Raw genomic sequence first — 17,713 nt, 5'->3', positions numbered from 1 at the left:
TGTAAAAAGCCGGTTATGAACCGGCTTTTTTATTGTCATTAACATTTCTGTTAAATAGATATTCCGGGATAAGATTGACTTACGCTAGTCATTTTCGGGGTTTATAACGCATTATCTTCCTGAGTTAAGTGAAGAATTTAAAGAATTGGTTGCATATTTGGTGGGTTAGCGTACTGCTGGATATATAATTTTCTTGCTGCTATCAATGCCTGTCTGGCATTTATTTCAACATATTGGCATGGATCTCAAGCGCGTATGGCAGATATTCAGGAATCAAAAGAAAGTTTGCAGGAAAGCCTGCAGCAGGTTATTACACTGCTGAACAAGCACCGCCTGGTTGAAGATCTGGTGCATAAGCAGGATATGCCAAAACAAGAACTGGTGCAGACACTGGTCCATAAACAGAATCTGGCGGAGCTGCAGAAGAGGCTGGATAGCCTGCACCCAGCAGATGTGGCATATATCCTTGAAGCTTTGCCGTTAGAGCAGCGTCTGGACGTGTGGGATCTGGTCAAGGCTGAACGTGATGGCGAAATCCTGCTGGAGGTGTCGGATGCTGTCCGTCAAACGCTGATTGCGGACATGGATAGTGATGAGTTGTTGGCTGCTGCTGAACAGCTTGACACTGACGAGCTTGCTGACCTGGCGCCTGATTTGCCGAAGGATGTATTGCAAGAGCTGCTGGAAAGCCTGGACAGTCGCAACCGCGAACGTCTGCAGTCTGCTCTGTCTTATCCTGATGATGCGGTTGGTGCGTTGATGGATTTTGATATTGTCACGATTCGTGAGGATATTGCACTGGACGTTGCGCTGCGTTATCTGCGACGGATTGGCAGCCTGCCTGATCATACTGACAAATTATTCGTCGTGGATCGCCATGATGTATTGCGTGGCGTGCTGCCGCTCAAGCGACTGGTGGTGAATGACCTGGATTCAGAGGTGACGGATGTCATGGCAGATGATGCCGTAGTATTCCACCCTGAGGATACCGCTGACGAAGCTGCCAAGGCGTTCGAGCGTTATGATCTGGTGACTGCCCCGGTGGTGGATGAAAATAATCGCCTGGTTGGGCGTTTGACCGTGGATACGGTGATGGACTACATCCGGGAAGAAGCCGAGAGTGATATGCTCTCCATGGCTGGTTTGCGTGAAGAAGAGGATATTTTTGCCTCAGTATGGAAGTCAGTACAGAACCGCTGGACCTGGCTGGCCATCAACCTGGTCACCGCATTTGTGGCTTCCCGCGTCATTGGTCTGTTTGAAGGGTCGATCGAGAAAGTCGTTGCGCTGGCCGCTTTGATGCCTATTGTGGCCGGGATAGGGGGCAATTCTGGGAATCAGACCACAACGATGATTGTGCGTGGCCTGGCTCTGGGGCAGATTTCTGGCCACAATACCAAATCCCTGCTGATCAAGGAAACCGGGGTAGGTTTACTGAATGGCCTGGTCTGGGGAAGTGTGTTGGGTGTCATTGCGTATTTTCTTTACGACAATGTGGCGCTCGGTATGGTGATGACGGCGGCAATGACCTTGAATCTTTTGTTGGCTGCAGTGATGGGCGTTATGATCCCGACCGTGATGTCCACGCGTTTCAATCGTGATCCGGCGGTTGGCTCCAGTGTGTTGATCACTGCTGTTACCGATAGTGGTGGTTTCTTTATCTTTCTTGGACTTGCAACAATCTTTTTGCTATGAACAATACTCTTTATGCCGCCTGGCAGGAACTGGTTACGGACTTTTCATCATCGGCTGTACTCTGGCAGATAGGGATCATCATCGCGAGCTTGGTCATTGCCTGGTCAATCAATAGTTACCAGCGTGGCCGCCTGAATGCCAGTAATGCGCCCCAGGCTGCGATTGATGGGATCACAAGAATCCTGTTCCCTATTTCCTCGCTGGTCATGATATCAATAGGAGGGTTAGTGCTCAGTCGCTGGTATAGCGTCAGCCTGCTGGAACTGGCATCGCGCCTCCTGATTGCCATGGCAGTGATACGGTTGGCTGTGTACGTGCTGCGTTATATATTTTCCCCAAGTGGCTGGCTCAGGACCACAGAAAATATATTCTCGACCACGGTCTGGTTGATTCTGGTGTTGCATGTGACGGGAGTATTGCCGGATATCCTGGAAACACTGGACAGCGTGCGCTTCACCATCGGCAAGAGCCCGGTCAGCCTATTGCTGGTGATCCAGGGCCTGCTGACCGTGCTGGTAACGGTATTCATTGCGCTGTGGCTGAGCCGTCTGCTTGAAAACAGGCTGATGCAGGCAACCCATATCAATCTCAACATGCGTGTGGTCATCAATAAAGTGATCCGCATTGCTTTTGTGTTTATTGCCGTACTGATTGCATTGTCTGCAGTCGGCCTGGACATCACCCTGCTATCTGTATTCGGTGGTGCGCTGGGTGTGGGCTTGGGTTTTGGCTTGCAGAAGATCGCCAGCAATTATGTTAGTGGCTTTATCATTCTGCTCGATGAATCCATGAGTCTGGGGGATTTTGTCACTATTGGCTCGTATTACGGCAGCGTCCAGGAGCTGCGTTCAAGATATATGGTGTTGCGTCAGTTGGATGGCACGGATGTGATTATCCCGAATGAAACCTTGATTACCAGTGCTGTGATCAACCACACGGCGACGCGGAGGCGAGTCAAGATCGCATTACCAATCCAGGTGGGTTATGAAACCGACCTCAGAGCTGCACTTGCATTGATGGTGGAAGTTGCTGGGCGTCATCCACGTGTGATGAAGGATCCAGGGCCTGATGCCAAATTGGTGGGTTTTGGCGAGAGTGGTATCGACCTTAATTTGACTGTATGGGTGCCCGATCCGGAGAATGGTGCGGGAGATATTCCTTCCACTGTTTACCTGGCGCTGTGGGATGAGTTCCAGCGACGTGGGATATCCATCCCTTATCCCCAACGTGAAATCCGCATCCTGGACTCAGGAGTGAGCCTGGAGCCGAAGCAGGTAACAACAGGAATTGCTGCAGGCAAACAATAATCAAAAGAGTGCGCCGCCGGTAGTCCGGTAGGCGCACTTCAAATAAGCAGATGCCGATGATGTACTGCTAACAACTAATAAAAAAGCCCGCAATTGCGGGCTTTTCGTTTGTGCACTGAAATTACTTCAGCTTGGTTTCCTTGTACAGGACATGCTTACGAGCAACGGGATCAAATTTCTTGATCTCCATTTTTTCTGGCATGGTGCGCTTGTTCTTGGTCGTGGTGTAGAAGTGACCAGTACCTGCGCTGGATTCCAGTTTGATTTTTTCACGCATGATTTAGTCCTTAGATCTTTTCGCCGTTGGCGCGCAGATCAGCCAGAACAGCATCGATACCATTCTTGTCGATAGTGCGCAAAGCAGCATTGGTGATACGTAGGCTAACCCAGCGGTTCTCGCTCTCAACCCAGAACTTGCGGTTTTGCAGGTTAGGAAGAAAACGACGCTTGGTCTTGTTATTTGCGTGGGAAACATTATTCCCAACCATCGGCTTTTTGCCGGTTACCTGACATACGCGTGCCATGGCGGACTCCGAAATTCGAAAAGACCGCATTTATACCATGAAAAAGCGACTCTTTTCAAGAGCATTCACAGATTTTTATTTGAAATCAGTGTTTACCGGTACTGCCAAAGCCGCCTTCGCCACGATCACTGCTGACAAAATCATTCACCAGGTTGAAGCTGGCTTGTACGACCGGGACAATGACCAGCTGGGCAATGCGCTCCATGGGGTTGAGGATGAAGCTTTCCTTGCTGCGGTTCCAGCAGGAAACCAGGAGTTGGCCCTGATAATCCGAATCGATCAGGCCTACCAGGTTGCCCAGCACAATGCCGTGTTTGTGGCCCAGGCCTGAGCGTGGCAGGATCAGGGCAGCGTAGCCGGGATCAGCCAGGTGGATGGCCATACCGGTAGGGATCAGGATGGTTTCGCCCGGCCCCAGGGTCTGGGTATGCTCGATGCAGGCACGCAGGTCAAGGCCTGCCGAGCCTGGGGTGGCGTAATTGGGCAACATGTGTTGCAAACGGGAATCGAGAATCTTGACGTCTATTTTCAATGTCATGGATGTGCTTTCGTAATTGGGTGGTCCAGCATCGCAGCAATATGTTGCAATAGTCCGCGCGCCAATGTGAGTTTTGGGGCCTGTGGCAAGAGGTGGCTGCCCTGGTCGTCCAGCAATACCAGACTACTTTCATCTTGGCCCAGAGACTCGCTCGCAATATTGGCAGCAATCAACGGTAATTGTTTCCTGCGTCTTTTTTCCTCCGCATGGGCAAGCAGGTTTTCACTTTCTGCAGCAAAACCCACACAGAAAGGAGCGTCGGCGCGTGCCGCAATCGTAGCGAGAATATCCGGGTTGCTTGCCAGGGTCAGGGTCAGGGGGGCTGTGCTTTTCTTGATTTTATGCACACTGGCTGTTTGTGGGCGATAGTCTGCAACGGCAGCGACGGAAATGAAGATATCCTGCCCCTTGATATTACTCTCCACTGCAGCCAGCATTTCCTGTGCACTGGTGACATGCACTGTCCTGGCCGCAGCAGGAGCCTGTAGTGCAACGGGGCCGCTGACCAGTGTGACTTCTGCCCCCATCTCGATGGCGGCACGCGCGATGCTGTAACCCATTTTCCCTGAGCTGTGATTGGTGATGGCGCGTACTGGGTCTATGGCCTCATGAGTGGGGCCTGCCGTGATCAGAATACGTTTGTCAGCCAGTAATTGAGGCTGGGTACTGGCCTGCAGTAATGCAAGCAGCTCTTCTGCTTCCAGCATGCGGCCCGGGCCGGTCTCACCACAGGCCTGGGAGCCAGTGGCCGGGCCGAGTACGTGAACATTGTCGTGCTGTAGTTGATGAATATTGCGTTGCGTGGCGGGGTTGTGCCACATCTGCTGGTTCATGGCGGGCGCGACAAATAGTTTGCAATTGCGCGCCAGGCACAGGGTAGAGAGCAAGTCACCGGCAGCTCCATGCACCAATTTCGCCAGGAAATCAGCACTGGCCGGCGCAACCAGAATAGCATCCACTCTGCGTGAAAGCTCGATATGCGTCATGCCATTGCCAGTATCCGGCTGCCAGAGATCCGTATAAACCGGGTTGCCAGACAGCGCCTGGAACGTCATGGGTGTGACAAATTGTGTGGCTGCCGAGGTCATGACAACTTGCACATCGATCCCTTGTTTTACCAGTAACCTGACAAGCTCGGCAGATTTATAGGCAGCAATGCCGCCAGTGACGCCGAGCAAGAGTTTTTTTATGGAATAATGGCTCATCAGAATAATGTGCAGATGCAGTCATACTGCGCTATGGAGTTGCTTGATTTTATATGAAAGGCTGAACCGTGGCGATTACTGATTGGCCGGAAGGGGAGCGTCCCCGGGAAAAACTGTTGGCGAATGGCGCCATGACGCTTTCTGATGCCGAGTTACTGGCAATTTTCCTGAGAACTGGCGTCGTGGGGAAAAGTGCTGTTGACCTGGCGCGGGAGTTGCTGAACCGTTTTTCCAGCCTGAATGGCATTTTTGCTGCCAGCCTGCAGGAAATTGAGCAGGTGCACGGCATGGGTGTCAGCAAATTTGTGCAGTTGCAGGCCATTTTTGAGATGAGCCGGCGGGCATTGCTTGAGGAAATGCAGGCGCGGGACGTGCTGACCTCGCCGCAGGCTGTGCGGCAATACCTGAGCCTGAAGATAGGCGCATTACCGCGGGAAGTATTTATCGGGATATTCCTTGATGCCCAGCATCGGGTATTGGCGATAGAGGAATTGTTCAGTGGTACGCTGACACAGACCAGCGTCTACCCCCGCGAAGTGGTAAAGCGCAGCCTGCATTACAATGCAGCTGCCGTGATATTTGCGCATAACCATCCATCGGGGGTGCCAGAACCCAGTCAGGCAGATCGGGCGCTGACTGAAACACTGCAAGCGGCGCTCAGCCTGATTGATATCCGGGTCCTGGATCACTTTGTGGTTGCGGGCAACCAGGTGATTGCGTTCTCGGAGCGCGGGTTGCTTTAGATATTTTCATCAGCGTCCCTTGCCACTCAGTGACCCGCGATTGAATGCCTTGTCGCCGGGTGGGATGCAGCGGGTACCGAACCAACCACCCTGAGAGCCGGCTGGGCAGTCCTTGCTGTTGGCAGTAGTATGCTCTTCAGCCTTGGCGTCATCAGCATACTTCCAGCTACCATCATCATTCAGGATGATGCGTTCGCCTTCCGCAGTAGTGGCTTGCTGTGCCGAGCCAGTATTGTTGGCCCAGGCCTGGGAGATCAATGCGCTTCCCAGTATGGCGGCAAAAAGGATATGTTTCATGTCATGTTCCTGAGTGTCATTCTTATCATGGCGCAATTGTGCCATTGTCAGGAGTGACACGCACGTCCAGAGTTGGTTCCTGCTTTTCTGCTATCAACTTGGATCAGTACACATCCCGTACATACCGCTTATCTTGTGTCATTTTTGTCACATATTGAAGGGCAGCTTCCTGGCTCAGTTTGCCGTGATCCTGGATAAGCTGCTTGAGCGCCGCATCTACATCCTTTGCCATCCTGCTTGCATCGCCGCATACACAGAAATGCGCCCCTTGTTCCAGCCATTGCCATAATTCGGCGCCGTGCTCCAGCATGCGGTGTTGCACATAGATTTTCTCTGCCTGGTCACGGGAAAAGGCGGTATCCAGTCTATGCAGATAACCTGCCTGTTGCATGGCGATCAGTTCCTCACGATAGTAAAAATCCGTTTCTGCATGTTGTTCTCCGAAGAATAACCAGTTCTTGCCGGTGGCACCAATGGCCTGGCGTTCCTGCAGGAATGCGCGGAATGGCGCGATACCTGTGCCAGGCCCAACCATGATCAAGGGAGTATTAGGATGCTTTGGGGGACGGAAATGCGCAGATTTCTGCAGGAAAATCGGCACATCGCCGTTGATGGCCCGATCGGCAAGGAAGGTGGAGCATACCCCGCCGCGAGGAGCATGTTCAGTGCCGTAACGCACCACTGATACCGTGAGGTGCACCTGGTCCGCGAAATATTTGGGACTGGAGGAAATGGAGTAAAGGCGTGGCTGTAGACGCTTCAACACCGCGAGCCATGCATGGACGTCTACCTTGTTGATCGGGTAGGCATGTAACAGGTCAATGATCTGCTTTCCCCACAGCCATTGCCTGAGTTCAGTTTTGTGGTTGTCATCTAGCAGGGTAGCTAGCTCTCTATTTTCAGAGTGTGCGCTTACAAACTTAAGTAATTCCGGTGTGATACGGGATATTTCGTAATGATGTGACAAGGCTTCAACCAGCGTGGTTTCGCCCTGATCCTTGAGGTTGACCTTGATGGAGGGAGATAGATTCAATGCCGCCAACACATCTCCGACCAGTTCAGGGCTGTTGGTAGGCCAGACACCCAGGGCATCACCGGCTTCATAGCTGAAGTTGCTGTGGCTGATGTCGAAGGCAAATTGCCTGATTTCCTTCTCCGAACCTACTGCGTTCAGGCGTTGATTCATGACCAGCCTGGCTTGCAATGGTTGCTGGCGCGTATAGCTTGCAGGTGTTGAGGTAGTGGTTTCCTCGGCACTCTCAATGACGTCGCCTTCAGCTAATACCAGCTCGGATTGGCTGACAGCGGTCTTCTGTCTGTTGAGAGCTGCAACCACCTTGTCCAGCCAGGGGCGGGCAGTTTCGGCATATTCCGGCTCACAGTCTGCACGTTCGGTGATCTGGCTTGCTCCCAGGTCTGATAGACGCGCATCAAGATTGCGTCCGAAACCGCAGAATTGGTCATAATTTGAATCCCCGAAAGCCAGTACGGCATAACGCAGGGCAGATAAGTCAGGAGCATTGTCTGCCTGTAACGCCGACCAGAACTGGACACCATTGTCGGGAGGGTCGCCATCGCCGAAAGTGCTGGTCAGTAACAGCACATGGGAGGTCTTTGCCAGGTCAGTCAACTTAATATCATCCATGCTGCTAAGCGTAGTTTGCCAGCCTGCAGCCTGCAGGTGTTCCACGCACTCTGCGGCAAAGGTTTCCGCATTGCCGGTTTGCGAAGCCCATAAAATGTGGATGCCAGGTTGGGATGAACTGGCATCTGCGGCTTGTTTCAGTGTGACTGAGGGTGAAAGCCAGGTTCTGGCGAACAGACCTGCCAGAATGCCATCCACCAGCATCCTGCGTTCCGGATGTAGCGGCGCGGTGGTTGGGAGAGTCGGCACACCGCCAGCCTGGCGGGAGGCATCGCTACGCAAGCCAGTGACGTAGCCTTGCAGGTAAAGTTGTTCCTCCGGTGCGAGCTGGATGGCAGGAGCAGTCTCCAGGCCTAGTAATTGAGATAGGGCATCAATATCTTTCATGGTAATTTCCTTCGTATTACTTGTATTGGCATCCACCTCGGGGCGAGCGCACATATCCTCATCCCTGCTGTTGGCTGGTGTGGCAGCCGATGGTGTTGTCATTTTGCTCAGAGCAACAGCGCTGAACTTGAATTCGGGTTGTTGTGACAAGGGGTCGATAGCGTCACTGGTGACAGCGTTGATGGCGAGATCCTCACCAAAGGCATCATTCCAGTGAAAGGGGGCAAAGGCATTACCAGGTAATACGCGGCTTGTCACGATGGCAGGCAGGATGGCACGTCCGCGCCGTGAGCGAATTTCAACGCGATCCTGTTCCGTAATTCCCAATACGGTGGCATCTTCTGGATTGATCTCTATGAATGGACCGGGGTTGAGCTTGTTCAAGGTCGGGATCTTGCCGGTCTTGGTCATCGTATGCCATTGATGTTGCAAGCGTCCGGTGTTGAGCACAATGGGGAAATCCTGGTCCGGCATTTCCGCTGGAGGCAGGTATGGCCGGGCAAAAAATATCCCTTTCCCGCTTTCGGTTGCGAAGGCAAGCGTGGGGACGCTGCCGTCAGCATGGACCTTGCGTTGCTGGCTGATGCCATCGTTGAGATAGCGGACAGGATGGCGATCTTTTGTGCTGTCGGGTGGGCATGGCCATTGCAATGGTGTCTCGCGCAGGCGCTGGTGGCTGACGCCGCGGATGTCATAACCGGTCTTGCTGTTCGAAGCGCGACGTATTTCGTCGAATACCTCATCTGCCGAAGCGTAGCTGAAACCCTCCGTATAACCCATTTCACAGGCAATTCTGGCGATGATCTGCCAGTCTGCCATGGCTTCCCCGGGTGGCGTCACTGCTTGCTGCATCAGGGTCATGTTGCGTTCGGAGTTGATCATTACGCCTTCAGCCTCGGCCCATAAGGCACCGGGGAGGAGAATGTCGGCGTAGCAGTTGGTTTCGGTGTCGAGGAAGGCATCCTGGGTAATGACCAGCTCAGCCTGCTGCAGTGCCGCAATCACATTCTGGCGGTTGGCGACACTGGCCACGGGATTGGTGCAGATGATCCAGCATGCCTTGATTTTGCCGGCAGCCATTTGCTCGAACATGGCAACAGTGCCACCTACCGAGCGGGTATGCAGGGTGCCGGCTGGCACGCCCCAGAGTGCTTCGATGAATTCTCTGTCCTGTTCGGCCAGCACTGAGCGTTGACCTGGCAGCCCCGGCCCCATATAGCCCATTTCGCGGCCACCCATGGCATTGGGTTGGCCTGTCAGCGAAAACGGCCCGCTGCCCGGACGGCAGATGGTGCCTGTCGCCAGGTGCAGGTTGCAGATGGCATTGGTGTGCCAGGTGCCGTGCGTGCTTTGGTTCAGGCCCATGGTCCAGCAGCTCATCCAGTTCTTTGTGCTGCCTATCCATTCCGCAGCCTGGATAATGTCGTCTTCCGGGATGCCGGTGATAGCCGATACTTTCTCCGGCGTGTAGTCTTGCAGAAATGCAGGCATGGCTTCCCAGCCTTCAGTGAAACTGGCAATGAAGTCAGGATCAGTATGGCCATTCCTGTGCAGCAGGTGCAACAGGCCATTGAGTAATGCCATGTCGGTGCCCGGCCTGATCTGCATGAACAGGTGGGCCTTGTCGGCGGTGGTATTGCGGCGTGGGTCGACCACGATCAGCCTGGCGCCTGCCTTGACCCTGTCCATCAGACGCAGAAACAGGATGGGGTGGCAGTCTGCCATGTTGGCGCCAATGACGAAGAACAGGTCGGCCTGGTCGAAATCCTGGTAAGAGCCGGGAGGGCCGTCGGCACCTAGTGATAGTTTGTACCCACTACCAGCACTTGCCATACACAGGCGGGAATTTGACTCGATATTATTGCTGCCGATATAGCCCTTGATCAGCTTGTTGGCTAGGTATTGGGATTCAATCGACATTTGCCCCGAGACATATAATGCTACTGCATCCGGACCATGAGTGTCGATAATGGCACGCAGGCGGATTGCAGACTCCTTGATGGCGGTGTCGAGGCTGGTGCGCGATGGCTCCTCATTGCGTTGTTTGCGCATATAGGCGTGCTCCAGTCTCCCGGAATCCACCAATGCCTGTGCGCAGGTATTTCCCTTGGTGCACAGGCGTCCAAAGTTGGTAGGGTGTTCCTTGTCCCCGACTACCTTGATCACACGGTTATCCTTGACCTCCATGACAATACCGCAGCCGACACCGCAGTAAGGACAAACTGACTTTACTTTTGTCATGGTGGTCATCGGTTCTGGCTAGGCAGTGATGTTTAGCCAGACCATGCCGTCACGTAGCTGTACCGGGTAGGTATGCAACTGTGTTCCGGCATCTTCCACGCATGCACCTGTGCGCAGCTGGTAGTGATGTTTGTAGATGGGAGAGGCCACTACCGGTTCACCACCCAGGTCGCCGATAATGCCGCGCGACAATACATTGGCCCCGCTATGCGGGTCGTGATTGTCGATGGCATACAACACATCGTCATGCATGCGGAAAATCGCAATCTGCCGTCCATGCATGAGGGCGCAGACGCCAGTACTAGGCCAGATATCATCCAACGGGCAGATTGCCTGCCAGCTATCTGCATGTGGTACCGGCATGGACATTGGCATCTTGCCTGAGGTTGATAGGGTTGCTGTTTGTTGTAATTGGCTCATGTTGATACTCCGGTGATTAATCAACCAATGCCAGGATCTGGATGATTTTTGACTGCTGTTTTTCTGCTGGTGTGGCAGGACGCATCTGCTCGCGTTCCTGTACGAACACGATGTTGTTGTCACCTTCCGGGCTGTTGACGAAGCTGCGGAAACGCTTGCGCACTTCGGGATCGGTGACGGCGGTTTTCCATTCGTCCTGGTAGTTGTCCACCACATGCTGCATTTGCGCTTCCAGTTCGGCACCCAGGCCCAGCGAATCATGGATGACCACATTCTTGAGGTAATCCAGGCCGCCCTCGAGGTTGTCGCGCCATGTGCTGGTGCGTTGCAAGCGGTCGGCAGTGCGGATGTAGAACATGAGGAAGCGGTCTATCATCCTGAGCAAATCCTCTTTGCTGAGATCGCTTGCCAGCAACTCGGCATGGCGTGGCTTCATGCCGCCATTGCCACAGACGTAGAGGTTCCAGCCGTTTTCGGTGGCGATGACGCCCACGTCCTTGCCCTGGGCTTCTGCGCATTCGCGGGTGCATCCCGAGACGCCGAACTTGATCTTGTGCGGCGCGCGCAGGCCTTTGTAGCGGTTCTCCAGCTGTACGGCGAGGCCCACGCTGTCGTCCACGCCATAGCGGCACCAGGTGGAGCCGACGCAGCTTTTCACTGTACGCAGGGATTTGCCGTAAGCGTGGCCGGACTCGAAACCGGCAGCGATCAGCTCCTCCCAGATGTTGGGTAACTGCTCGACGCGGGCACCGAACATGTCCACGCGTGCGCCGCCAGTAACCTTGGTATAGAGACCATATTTCTTGGCAATCTGGCCGATGGCAATCAGGCCATCAGGAGTGACTTCACCGCCTGGCATGCGCGGTACGACGGAATAACTGCCATCCTTTTGGATATTGCCCAGGAAGTAGTCATTGGAATCCTGTAAGGAAGCCAGGCCTTTCTTGAGGATGAAATCGTTCCAGCAGGATGCCAGTATGCTGGCAGCCGTGGGTTTGCAGATATCGCACCCCAGGCCCTTGCCATGTTTGGACAACAACTCATCGAAAGACTTGATCTGCTCCACGCGAACCAGGTGGTAGAGCTCCTGGCGTGAGTAAGGGAAGTGTTCGCACAAGTGATTGTTCACTGCCATGCCATGCTTGAGCATCTCTGCTTTCATGACCTGCGTCACGAGCGGAACGCAGCCGCCGCAGGCTGTGCCTGCCTTGGTGCAGGCCTTGATCTCAGCAATGGTGCAGGAGCCGGCTGCCACGGCTGCGCCGATACTGCCTTTGGTCACGTTGTTGCATGAGCACAGCACAGCACTTTCCGGCAAGGCATCCGCGCCCAGGCCTGATTTCTCCTTGCCATCGCTGGAAGGTAGAATGAGGAACTCAGGGTTTTCCGGCAATGGCATGGCATTGACCGTCATTTGCTGCAGGGTGCCGTATTCGTCAGCATTGCCGATCAGCACGGCGCCCAGCAATTGCTTGCCATCCTCGCTGACGACAATCTTCTTGTAGACCTTGCGTACTTCATCCAGGTATTGATAACTGCGGCTGCCGTGGGTCTTGCCGTGCGCATCGCCTACACTTGCCACATCCACGCCCATGAGCTTGAGTTTTGTGCTCATGTCTGCACCCTGGAATGTGTTTGTGGTGTCGCCGAACAAATGAGCACATGTCACACGGGCCATGTCATAACCAGGGGCCACCAGGCCGAACATCTCGTCATTCCAGCTGGCACATTCGCCGATGGCATAGATGTCGTGATCGCTGGAACGGCATGAGTTATCAATCGCGATGCCGCCGCGCGCGCCGATGGCCAGGCCGGATTCACGTGCCAGTTCGTCACGCGGACGGATACCGGCAGAGAAGACGATCATGTCCGTTTCCAGCCAGGTTTCGTCAAAGAAGACCATGCGATGCCGTGCAGTGGCGCCATCGGTGATCGCCGTGGTGTTGCGGCTGGTGTGGACATGCACGCCCAGTTCCTCAATCTTGCTGCGTAATACCTGACCGCCAGCTTCATCCACCTGCATTGCCATCAGGCGTGGGGCAAACTCTACCACATGGGTTTCTAATCCCATGTCGCGTAGTGCCTTTGCGCATTCAAGGCCCAGCAGGCCGCCGCCAACCACAACACCGCTCTTGGCTTTGGTGCCTGCTGCCGTCATGGCTTCCAGGTCTTCTATGGTGCGGTAGACAAAGCAATTCTCACGATCGCGGCCAGCCACGCCGGGTACAAAAGGAACGGAGCCGGTTGCCAATACCAGTTTGTCGTAGTGCAACGCGTCGCCATCTGCCAGAATGACGAGGTGCTGTCTGCGGTCGATCATGCCAACCCGGGCATTCAGGCGCAGCTCCAGGCCAGGCCGGTCGTAGAATCCAGGCTCCACCAATGACAGATCTTCGGCTGTACTGCCGGAAAAGAAGCTTGAAAGGTGCACACGGTCATAAGCCGGGCGTGGTTCTTCACCCAATACGGTGATTTGTAGGTTTGCTGCAGCCAGGTCAGGGTGGCGTTTGACCAGTTCCTGCACGAAGTAGTGGCCTACCATACCGTTGCCTACTACTACAATGTGGGTGTTTGCATCCATTATCGTGTTTCCTGTGAAGTCAGAAGACGCATGCTTCTGTTCGTCATTGCCAAAAACAAAACGGCGCCCATTACTTGCGTAGCAGTTGCCCTGGGCAGTGCTGAACAAGTAATGGACGCCGTTGTCCGTGAAAGGATTGCCTGTCAGGGCGAATCCTTTATCTCAATGCTCACTTATAGGAAGAGAGCTGTTGTATGAATAAAAGCAACATGTGTGCCATTGTTGATTATTTATATAACATCATGAAAATAAAAAGATAATTATTTTTATAAGACTATTGAAACTCAGGATGTACAGAGTCTCCGCACTAAAACTGAACCGAGGCACAGAACCAGTGCAAGGCAGGAATCATGAATGTGTTGTATTGCGGTCAAGGGTGCCTGGTAAGGTTCATGATACGAGCAGCAGGTATAGCAATAGAAGGTTGATGAGCAATGAGCTGACGGCCATCCACTGCCATTGTTGCAGACCGGCGCGGGCAATCAGCGGCGTGCGCTGCATGGGCAGGATGGGTCGGGTTTCTCCCACCTCCAGTGCCAGCAACATTTCCTCTGCGGTTTCGAAACGTGATGCAGGATTGCGTGCGACCGCCCTGAGGATGATGTTTTCCAGCCATCCGGGAATATCAGGACGATAGCGTGTCGGAGGGACTGGATCGCCAAAGCGGGGATGCTGGAATGGCTCAATTTCGCCATAGGGATATTTGCGGGTCAGCAGGTAGTAGAGCGTGACGCCGGCTGCATAGATATCGCTCTGTACGCTGGATTCTGCATGTTCAAACAACTCCGGCGCCATGAAGCTCGGCGTTCCCGGATTGGGCATGGCTTCCTGGGTGGAAATGTGTCCGCTGGATGCAACGCCTAAATCCAGGATGCGCAGCCGTCCATCCTTGCCCATGTGCAGGTTGGCAGGCTTGATGTCGCGGTGCAGCACGTGCATGCGGTGCAGTGCGCCGATTCCACGCAGCATTTCCTGGCCGATGCGGGTGATGCCTGCTGTGGTGAAATGATGGCCGTGCTGCAGGCGTTGTTGCAGCGTTGCGCCTTCGTGCCAGCTCATGACGTAGTAGAGATGGCTGCGTGTGTCTGCGTCCAGTGGCAGTACTTGTGGTAGATATTGCGAACTGATGCGCTTGGCCAGCCATTCCTCATTGAGCAGGGCCGAGCAGCTTTGCGGGTCATTGGTCAGCAAGGGTTGCAGGGTTTTCAATGCCCACAATTGCCCGCTTTGTACGTGGCGAACCTTGTATACCAGGCTGGCGCGGGATTGGTGCAGTATCTCAATGATTTCAAACTGGTCGAGCGTCTCGCCAACCTTGAGTTTTGCCGGAGGCTTGAGTTGCCTGCTCCCGGCGAGAAAGTCAGTCAGTGTGTTCTCACTGACAGCATCTATTTCAATGATAATGGCAGTGGCGTTGTCGCTGCCGCCTGCCTGTAAGGATTCTCGCGTGAGAATGTCGGCAATTGCCTGCGGCGGCGCGTATTGTTGTAGCAATTGCTGTAATCGTGTCTCCGGCAGGGTGGCCCAGATACCATCAGTCATCAGGACATAGCGGTCACCCACCTGCAGTTGGCCTTCGGCATAATCCACGCTGAGTTGCTGGTCCAGCCCGACAGCGCGCTTCAATACATGGCGCATATCGGGCCTATCCCAGACATGGTCGGTAGTCAGGCATTCCAGCCTGCCGTTACGCAGGCGGTACAGCCTGCTGTCACCGACATGGGCTGAGTAATAGCGTTGGCCGCGCATGACGAGTAATGTCAGGGTAGTTGCCATGCCTGCCATTTCCCGATGCTGCATGGCTTGTGACAATACCCAGCGATTGGCGGCATTGAGCACCTTGTCCAGGGCCGCCGGGATTTCCCAGGTGTCTGGCGTGGCGTAATAGTCCGTCAACAGGCTGCGCACGGTCATCTCCGCTGCCTCACGCCCGCCCGCATTGCCGCTGACGCCATCAGCCACGGCGAAAATGGCCCCCTTGAGTTTCAGCGTGGCATGGTCTGGTGTGACCATGCTGGCAAAATCTTCATTGCGCTCACGCTGCCCGGTGACTGAACTTAACCCGGTACGAAATACCAATGCCATTCCGGTGTCCTTAAATCTTGGCACTTGTCACTGCTGCAGAGCCCCAGGTGGTGCGCCAGCGTTGCTTGACAAAGGTCAGTCCTACTAGGGCAATGACGGCCAGGATGGCAAACATGATGAGGCCAAACTGGTAGCTGCCCGTGAGCTGTTTGGAATAGCCCAGGCTGGAAGCCAGGTAGAAACCGCCAATGCCGCCTGCCATGCCGATGAGTCCAGTCATGACGCCTATTTCCTTGCGGAAACGTTGTGGCACAAGCTGGAATACTGCACCATTGCCCATGCCCATTGCCATCATGGCGCAGATCACGACCAGCAGGCCGCTCAACTGTGCCTTGAGACCCAGGCTGAGGATAAACAAGAAGCTGGCGGCAATGATATACATGACGCTCAATGTGCGGATGCCGCCGAGACGGTCAGCCAGGTTGCCGCCTATCGGGCGCACCAGTGAACCGGCAAATACGCAGGCCGCTGTGAAATATCCGGCATGCACGGCATCCAGGCCATACTGGTCATTGAAGTAGATCGTGAGTGAGGATGCCATGCCGACAAAGCCGCCAAATGTGACGCTATAAAAAAACATGAACCACCATGCATCCTTGTCCTTCAGCACGTTGAGGTATTCAACCAGGGACTTGGATGCGGGTGGGTTGGGTGCATCCTTTGCCAACAGGCTGTAAAGCACCAGGGTGATGACAAGTGGAATCAGGGCCAGGCCGAAGACATTGTTCCAGCCGAATGCCAGCGCCAGCCCCGGCGCGAACAATGCCGCCAATGCGGTGCCGGAATTGCCCGCACCAGCAATACCAAGGGCGGTACCCTGGTGCTCGGGCGGATACCAGCGTGAGGCAAGCGGCAGGGCTACAGCAAATGACGCGCCAGCAACACCCAGGAAGACACCAAGAACCAGGGCTTGCTGATAACTATGGATGCCATTTAGCCAGGCAAAGGCCAGGGCGGCAATGACGATGACCTGGCCTATGATGCCTGCTTTCTTGGGTTGTATCTGGTCGACCAGTATCCCCATGACCATACGCAGCAAGGCACCGGTCAGTACGGGAGTGGCGACCATCATGCCTTTCTGCGCCGGGGTCAACGCCAGATCACCGGCGATTTGTACCGCCAGTGGCCCGAGCAATACCCAGACCATGAAGCTGAGGTCGAAATAGAGGAATGCGGAAAATAGCGTGGGCTTGTGTCCTGCCTGCCAGAAGTTCTGTTTCATGATGGGTTCCTATGCAAATATCATGGATGTTGTATGGATGGTGGTGAGGCCTGTCAGGCTGCCATGGAGATGGATTGCAGCAGTTCGTTGCCATGGGCCAGCCGCACTACATCGCCAACAACGATGATGGCCGGGCTGGCAAGCCCTGCCTGCTGTACTGCCATAGGCAGATACTCCAGCGTACTGATCACGTGCTGCTGTTCCGGTAGCGAGCCACTCTGGATGGCGGCTACGGGTGTACTGGCATCCATGCCTGCTGCCCGCAATTCGCTGATGATGCTGGTCAAGTGTTTCATCCCCATATAGATCACCAGCGTGGTGCCGCTGGCTGCGAGGGCTCGCCATTGCTGGCTGTGATCATCATCCTGCAGGTGCCCGGTCACCAGGCTGACACCATGCGTATAAGAGCGGTGTGTCACGGGAATGCCCAAGGTGGCGGGAACTGCAATGCCGCTGGTGATGCCGGGTATGACCTCAACCTGGATTCCGGCCTGGCGTGCGGCCAGCATTTCCTCGCCGCCACGGCCGAACAGGAACGGATCACCGCCCTTGAGACGAGCGACTACCTGGCCTTGTTCGGCCAGGGCGACCATCATGCGGTTGATAAAATGCTGGGGGGTGGATTTGCAGCCGCCCCGCTTGCCCACCTCAATGACGCGAGCTTGAGGTGCATGCTGCAGGAGTTCACGATTGACCAGATCATCCAGCAACACTACATCGGCAGCAGCAAGTGCCCTGACTGCCTTGAGCGTGATGAGTTCGGCATCGCCCGGACCTGCGCCTATCAGATAAATTTTGCCTGTCATGATGATGATCCTTTGCA

14 protein-coding genes are annotated in these 17,713 nt (G+C 54.6%); 3 read left to right on the top strand and 11 right to left on the bottom strand.

What is annotated here, in order from left to right:
• The first annotated feature begins 255 nt into the window (after positions 1–255).
• Both mgtE and CHB59_RS08515 read left to right on the top strand, forming a co-directional pair.
• Complete coding sequence (gene mgtE, locus CHB59_RS08520; RefSeq protein WP_089375804.1) at positions 256–1,695, top strand: magnesium transporter; 1,440 nt, start codon at positions 256–258, stop codon at positions 1,693–1,695.
• Positions 1,692–3,002 (top strand): mechanosensitive ion channel family protein, encoded by a 1,311-nt coding sequence (locus CHB59_RS08515; protein WP_089375803.1) that lies wholly within the window; start codon positions 1,692–1,694, stop codon positions 3,000–3,002. Before mgtE ends, CHB59_RS08515 begins: the two co-directional genes overlap by 4 nt.
• Positions 3,003–3,123: 121 nt before the next feature.
• Here the strand turns inward: CHB59_RS08515 and rpmG are convergent, their stop codons facing one another.
• From rpmG to coaBC, 4 genes are all read right to left on the bottom strand, one after another.
• Entirely contained in the window at positions 3,124–3,279 is a 156-nt protein-coding gene (gene rpmG / locus CHB59_RS08510) for a 50S ribosomal protein L33 (RefSeq protein WP_011478679.1), read from the bottom strand.
• 10 nt (positions 3,280–3,289) lie between these two features.
• Positions 3,290–3,526 carry a 50S ribosomal protein L28 gene (gene rpmB, locus CHB59_RS08505; RefSeq protein ID WP_089375802.1) on the bottom strand — a complete coding sequence of 79 codons (237 nt, stop codon included), beginning with the start codon at positions 3,524–3,526 and terminating at the stop codon, positions 3,290–3,292.
• An 85-nt stretch (positions 3,527–3,611) separates the two neighbouring features.
• Positions 3,612–4,064 carry a dUTP diphosphatase gene (dut, locus tag CHB59_RS08500; protein WP_089375801.1) on the bottom strand — a complete coding sequence of 151 codons (453 nt, stop codon included), beginning with the start codon at positions 4,062–4,064 and terminating at the stop codon, positions 3,612–3,614.
• Positions 4,061–5,269, bottom strand: a complete 1,209-nt coding sequence (gene coaBC, locus CHB59_RS08495; RefSeq protein ID WP_089375800.1) for a bifunctional phosphopantothenoylcysteine decarboxylase/phosphopantothenate--cysteine ligase CoaBC — start codon at positions 5,267–5,269, stop codon at positions 4,061–4,063. Before coaBC ends, dut begins: the two co-directional genes overlap by 4 nt.
• 68 nt (positions 5,270–5,337) lie before the next feature.
• On the opposite strand from coaBC, the gene radC reads away from it, so the two are divergent.
• The gene (radC, locus tag CHB59_RS08490) at positions 5,338–6,012 is read left to right on the top strand and encodes a RadC family protein (protein ID WP_089375799.1); all 675 of its coding nucleotides are present in this window, start codon (positions 5,338–5,340) and stop codon (positions 6,010–6,012) included.
• 9 nt (positions 6,013–6,021) lie between these two features.
• Here the strand turns inward: radC and CHB59_RS08485 are convergent, their stop codons facing one another.
• The 7 genes from CHB59_RS08485 to cobA all read right to left on the bottom strand — a co-directional run bounded on the left by CHB59_RS08485 (position 6,022) and on the right by cobA (position 17,696).
• Complete coding sequence (locus CHB59_RS08485) at positions 6,022–6,309, bottom strand: hypothetical protein (RefSeq protein ID WP_143738708.1); 288 nt, start codon at positions 6,307–6,309, stop codon at positions 6,022–6,024.
• Positions 6,310–6,412: 103 nt separating this feature from the next.
• Complete coding sequence (locus CHB59_RS08480) at positions 6,413–10,582, bottom strand: sulfite reductase subunit alpha (RefSeq protein ID WP_218816222.1); 4,170 nt, start codon at positions 10,580–10,582, stop codon at positions 6,413–6,415.
• An 18-nt stretch (positions 10,583–10,600) separates the two neighbouring features.
• Positions 10,601–11,002 carry a nitrite reductase small subunit NirD gene (gene nirD, locus CHB59_RS08475; protein ID WP_089375796.1) on the bottom strand — a complete coding sequence of 134 codons (402 nt, stop codon included), beginning with the start codon at positions 11,000–11,002 and terminating at the stop codon, positions 10,601–10,603.
• 16 nt (positions 11,003–11,018) lie between these two features.
• Positions 11,019–13,583 (bottom strand): nitrite reductase large subunit NirB, encoded by a 2,565-nt coding sequence (gene nirB / locus CHB59_RS08470; RefSeq protein WP_089375795.1) that lies wholly within the window; start codon positions 13,581–13,583, stop codon positions 11,019–11,021.
• Between the two features lie 390 nt (positions 13,584–13,973).
• A complete protein-coding gene (locus tag CHB59_RS08465) occupies positions 13,974–15,668 on the bottom strand; it encodes a bifunctional protein-serine/threonine kinase/phosphatase (protein WP_089375794.1) in 1,695 nt (564 codons plus the stop codon).
• 10 nt (positions 15,669–15,678) lie between these two features.
• Positions 15,679–16,890, bottom strand: coding sequence for a nitrate/nitrite transporter (locus CHB59_RS08460; protein WP_089375793.1), 1,212 nt, complete (start codon positions 16,888–16,890; stop codon positions 15,679–15,681).
• Positions 16,891–16,943: 53 nt separating this feature from the next.
• Positions 16,944–17,696, bottom strand: coding sequence for a uroporphyrinogen-III C-methyltransferase (gene cobA / locus CHB59_RS08455; RefSeq protein ID WP_089375792.1), 753 nt, complete (start codon positions 17,694–17,696; stop codon positions 16,944–16,946).
• Between the last annotated feature and the right edge of the window lie 17 nt (positions 17,697–17,713).

This window comes from Methylobacillus rhizosphaerae, assembly GCF_900187985.1.
GTDB lineage: Bacteria > Pseudomonadota > Gammaproteobacteria > Burkholderiales > Methylophilaceae > Methylobacillus > Methylobacillus rhizosphaerae.
Note: the sequence above shows the minus strand (reverse complement) of the source record. Positions and strands in the feature narration are given on the sequence as shown.

Bases quoted from the DNA above. Each gene is read 5' to 3' on its own strand.
- cobA (WP_089375792.1), bottom strand. From the start codon at position 17,696: ATGACAGGCAAAATTTATCTGATAGGCGCAGGTCCGGGCGATGCCGAA.
- rpmB (WP_089375802.1), bottom strand. From the start codon at position 3,526: ATGGCACGCGTATGTCAGGTAACCGGCAAAAAGCCGATGGTTGGGAAT.
- CHB59_RS08485 (WP_143738708.1), bottom strand. From the start codon at position 6,309: ATGAAACATATCCTTTTTGCCGCCATACTGGGAAGCGCATTGATCTCC.
- dut (WP_089375801.1), bottom strand. From the start codon at position 4,064: ATGACATTGAAAATAGACGTCAAGATTCTCGATTCCCGTTTGCAACAC.
- CHB59_RS08460 (WP_089375793.1), bottom strand. From the start codon at position 16,890: ATGAAACAGAACTTCTGGCAGGCAGGACACAAGCCCACGCTATTTTCC.
- CHB59_RS08465 (WP_089375794.1), bottom strand. From the start codon at position 15,668: ATGGCATTGGTATTTCGTACCGGGTTAAGTTCAGTCACCGGGCAGCGT.
- coaBC (WP_089375800.1), bottom strand. From the start codon at position 5,269: ATGAGCCATTATTCCATAAAAAAACTCTTGCTCGGCGTCACTGGCGGC.
- rpmG (WP_011478679.1), bottom strand. From the start codon at position 3,279: ATGCGTGAAAAAATCAAACTGGAATCCAGCGCAGGTACTGGTCACTTC.
- nirD (WP_089375796.1), bottom strand. From the start codon at position 11,002: ATGAGCCAATTACAACAAACAGCAACCCTATCAACCTCAGGCAAGATG.
- nirB (WP_089375795.1), bottom strand. From the start codon at position 13,583: ATGGATGCAAACACCCACATTGTAGTAGTAGGCAACGGTATGGTAGGC.
- mgtE (WP_089375804.1), top strand. From the start codon at position 256: ATGGCAGATATTCAGGAATCAAAAGAAAGTTTGCAGGAAAGCCTGCAG.
- CHB59_RS08480 (WP_218816222.1), bottom strand. From the start codon at position 10,582: ATGACAAAAGTAAAGTCAGTTTGTCCTTACTGCGGTGTCGGCTGCGGT.
- CHB59_RS08515 (WP_089375803.1), top strand. From the start codon at position 1,692: ATGAACAATACTCTTTATGCCGCCTGGCAGGAACTGGTTACGGACTTT.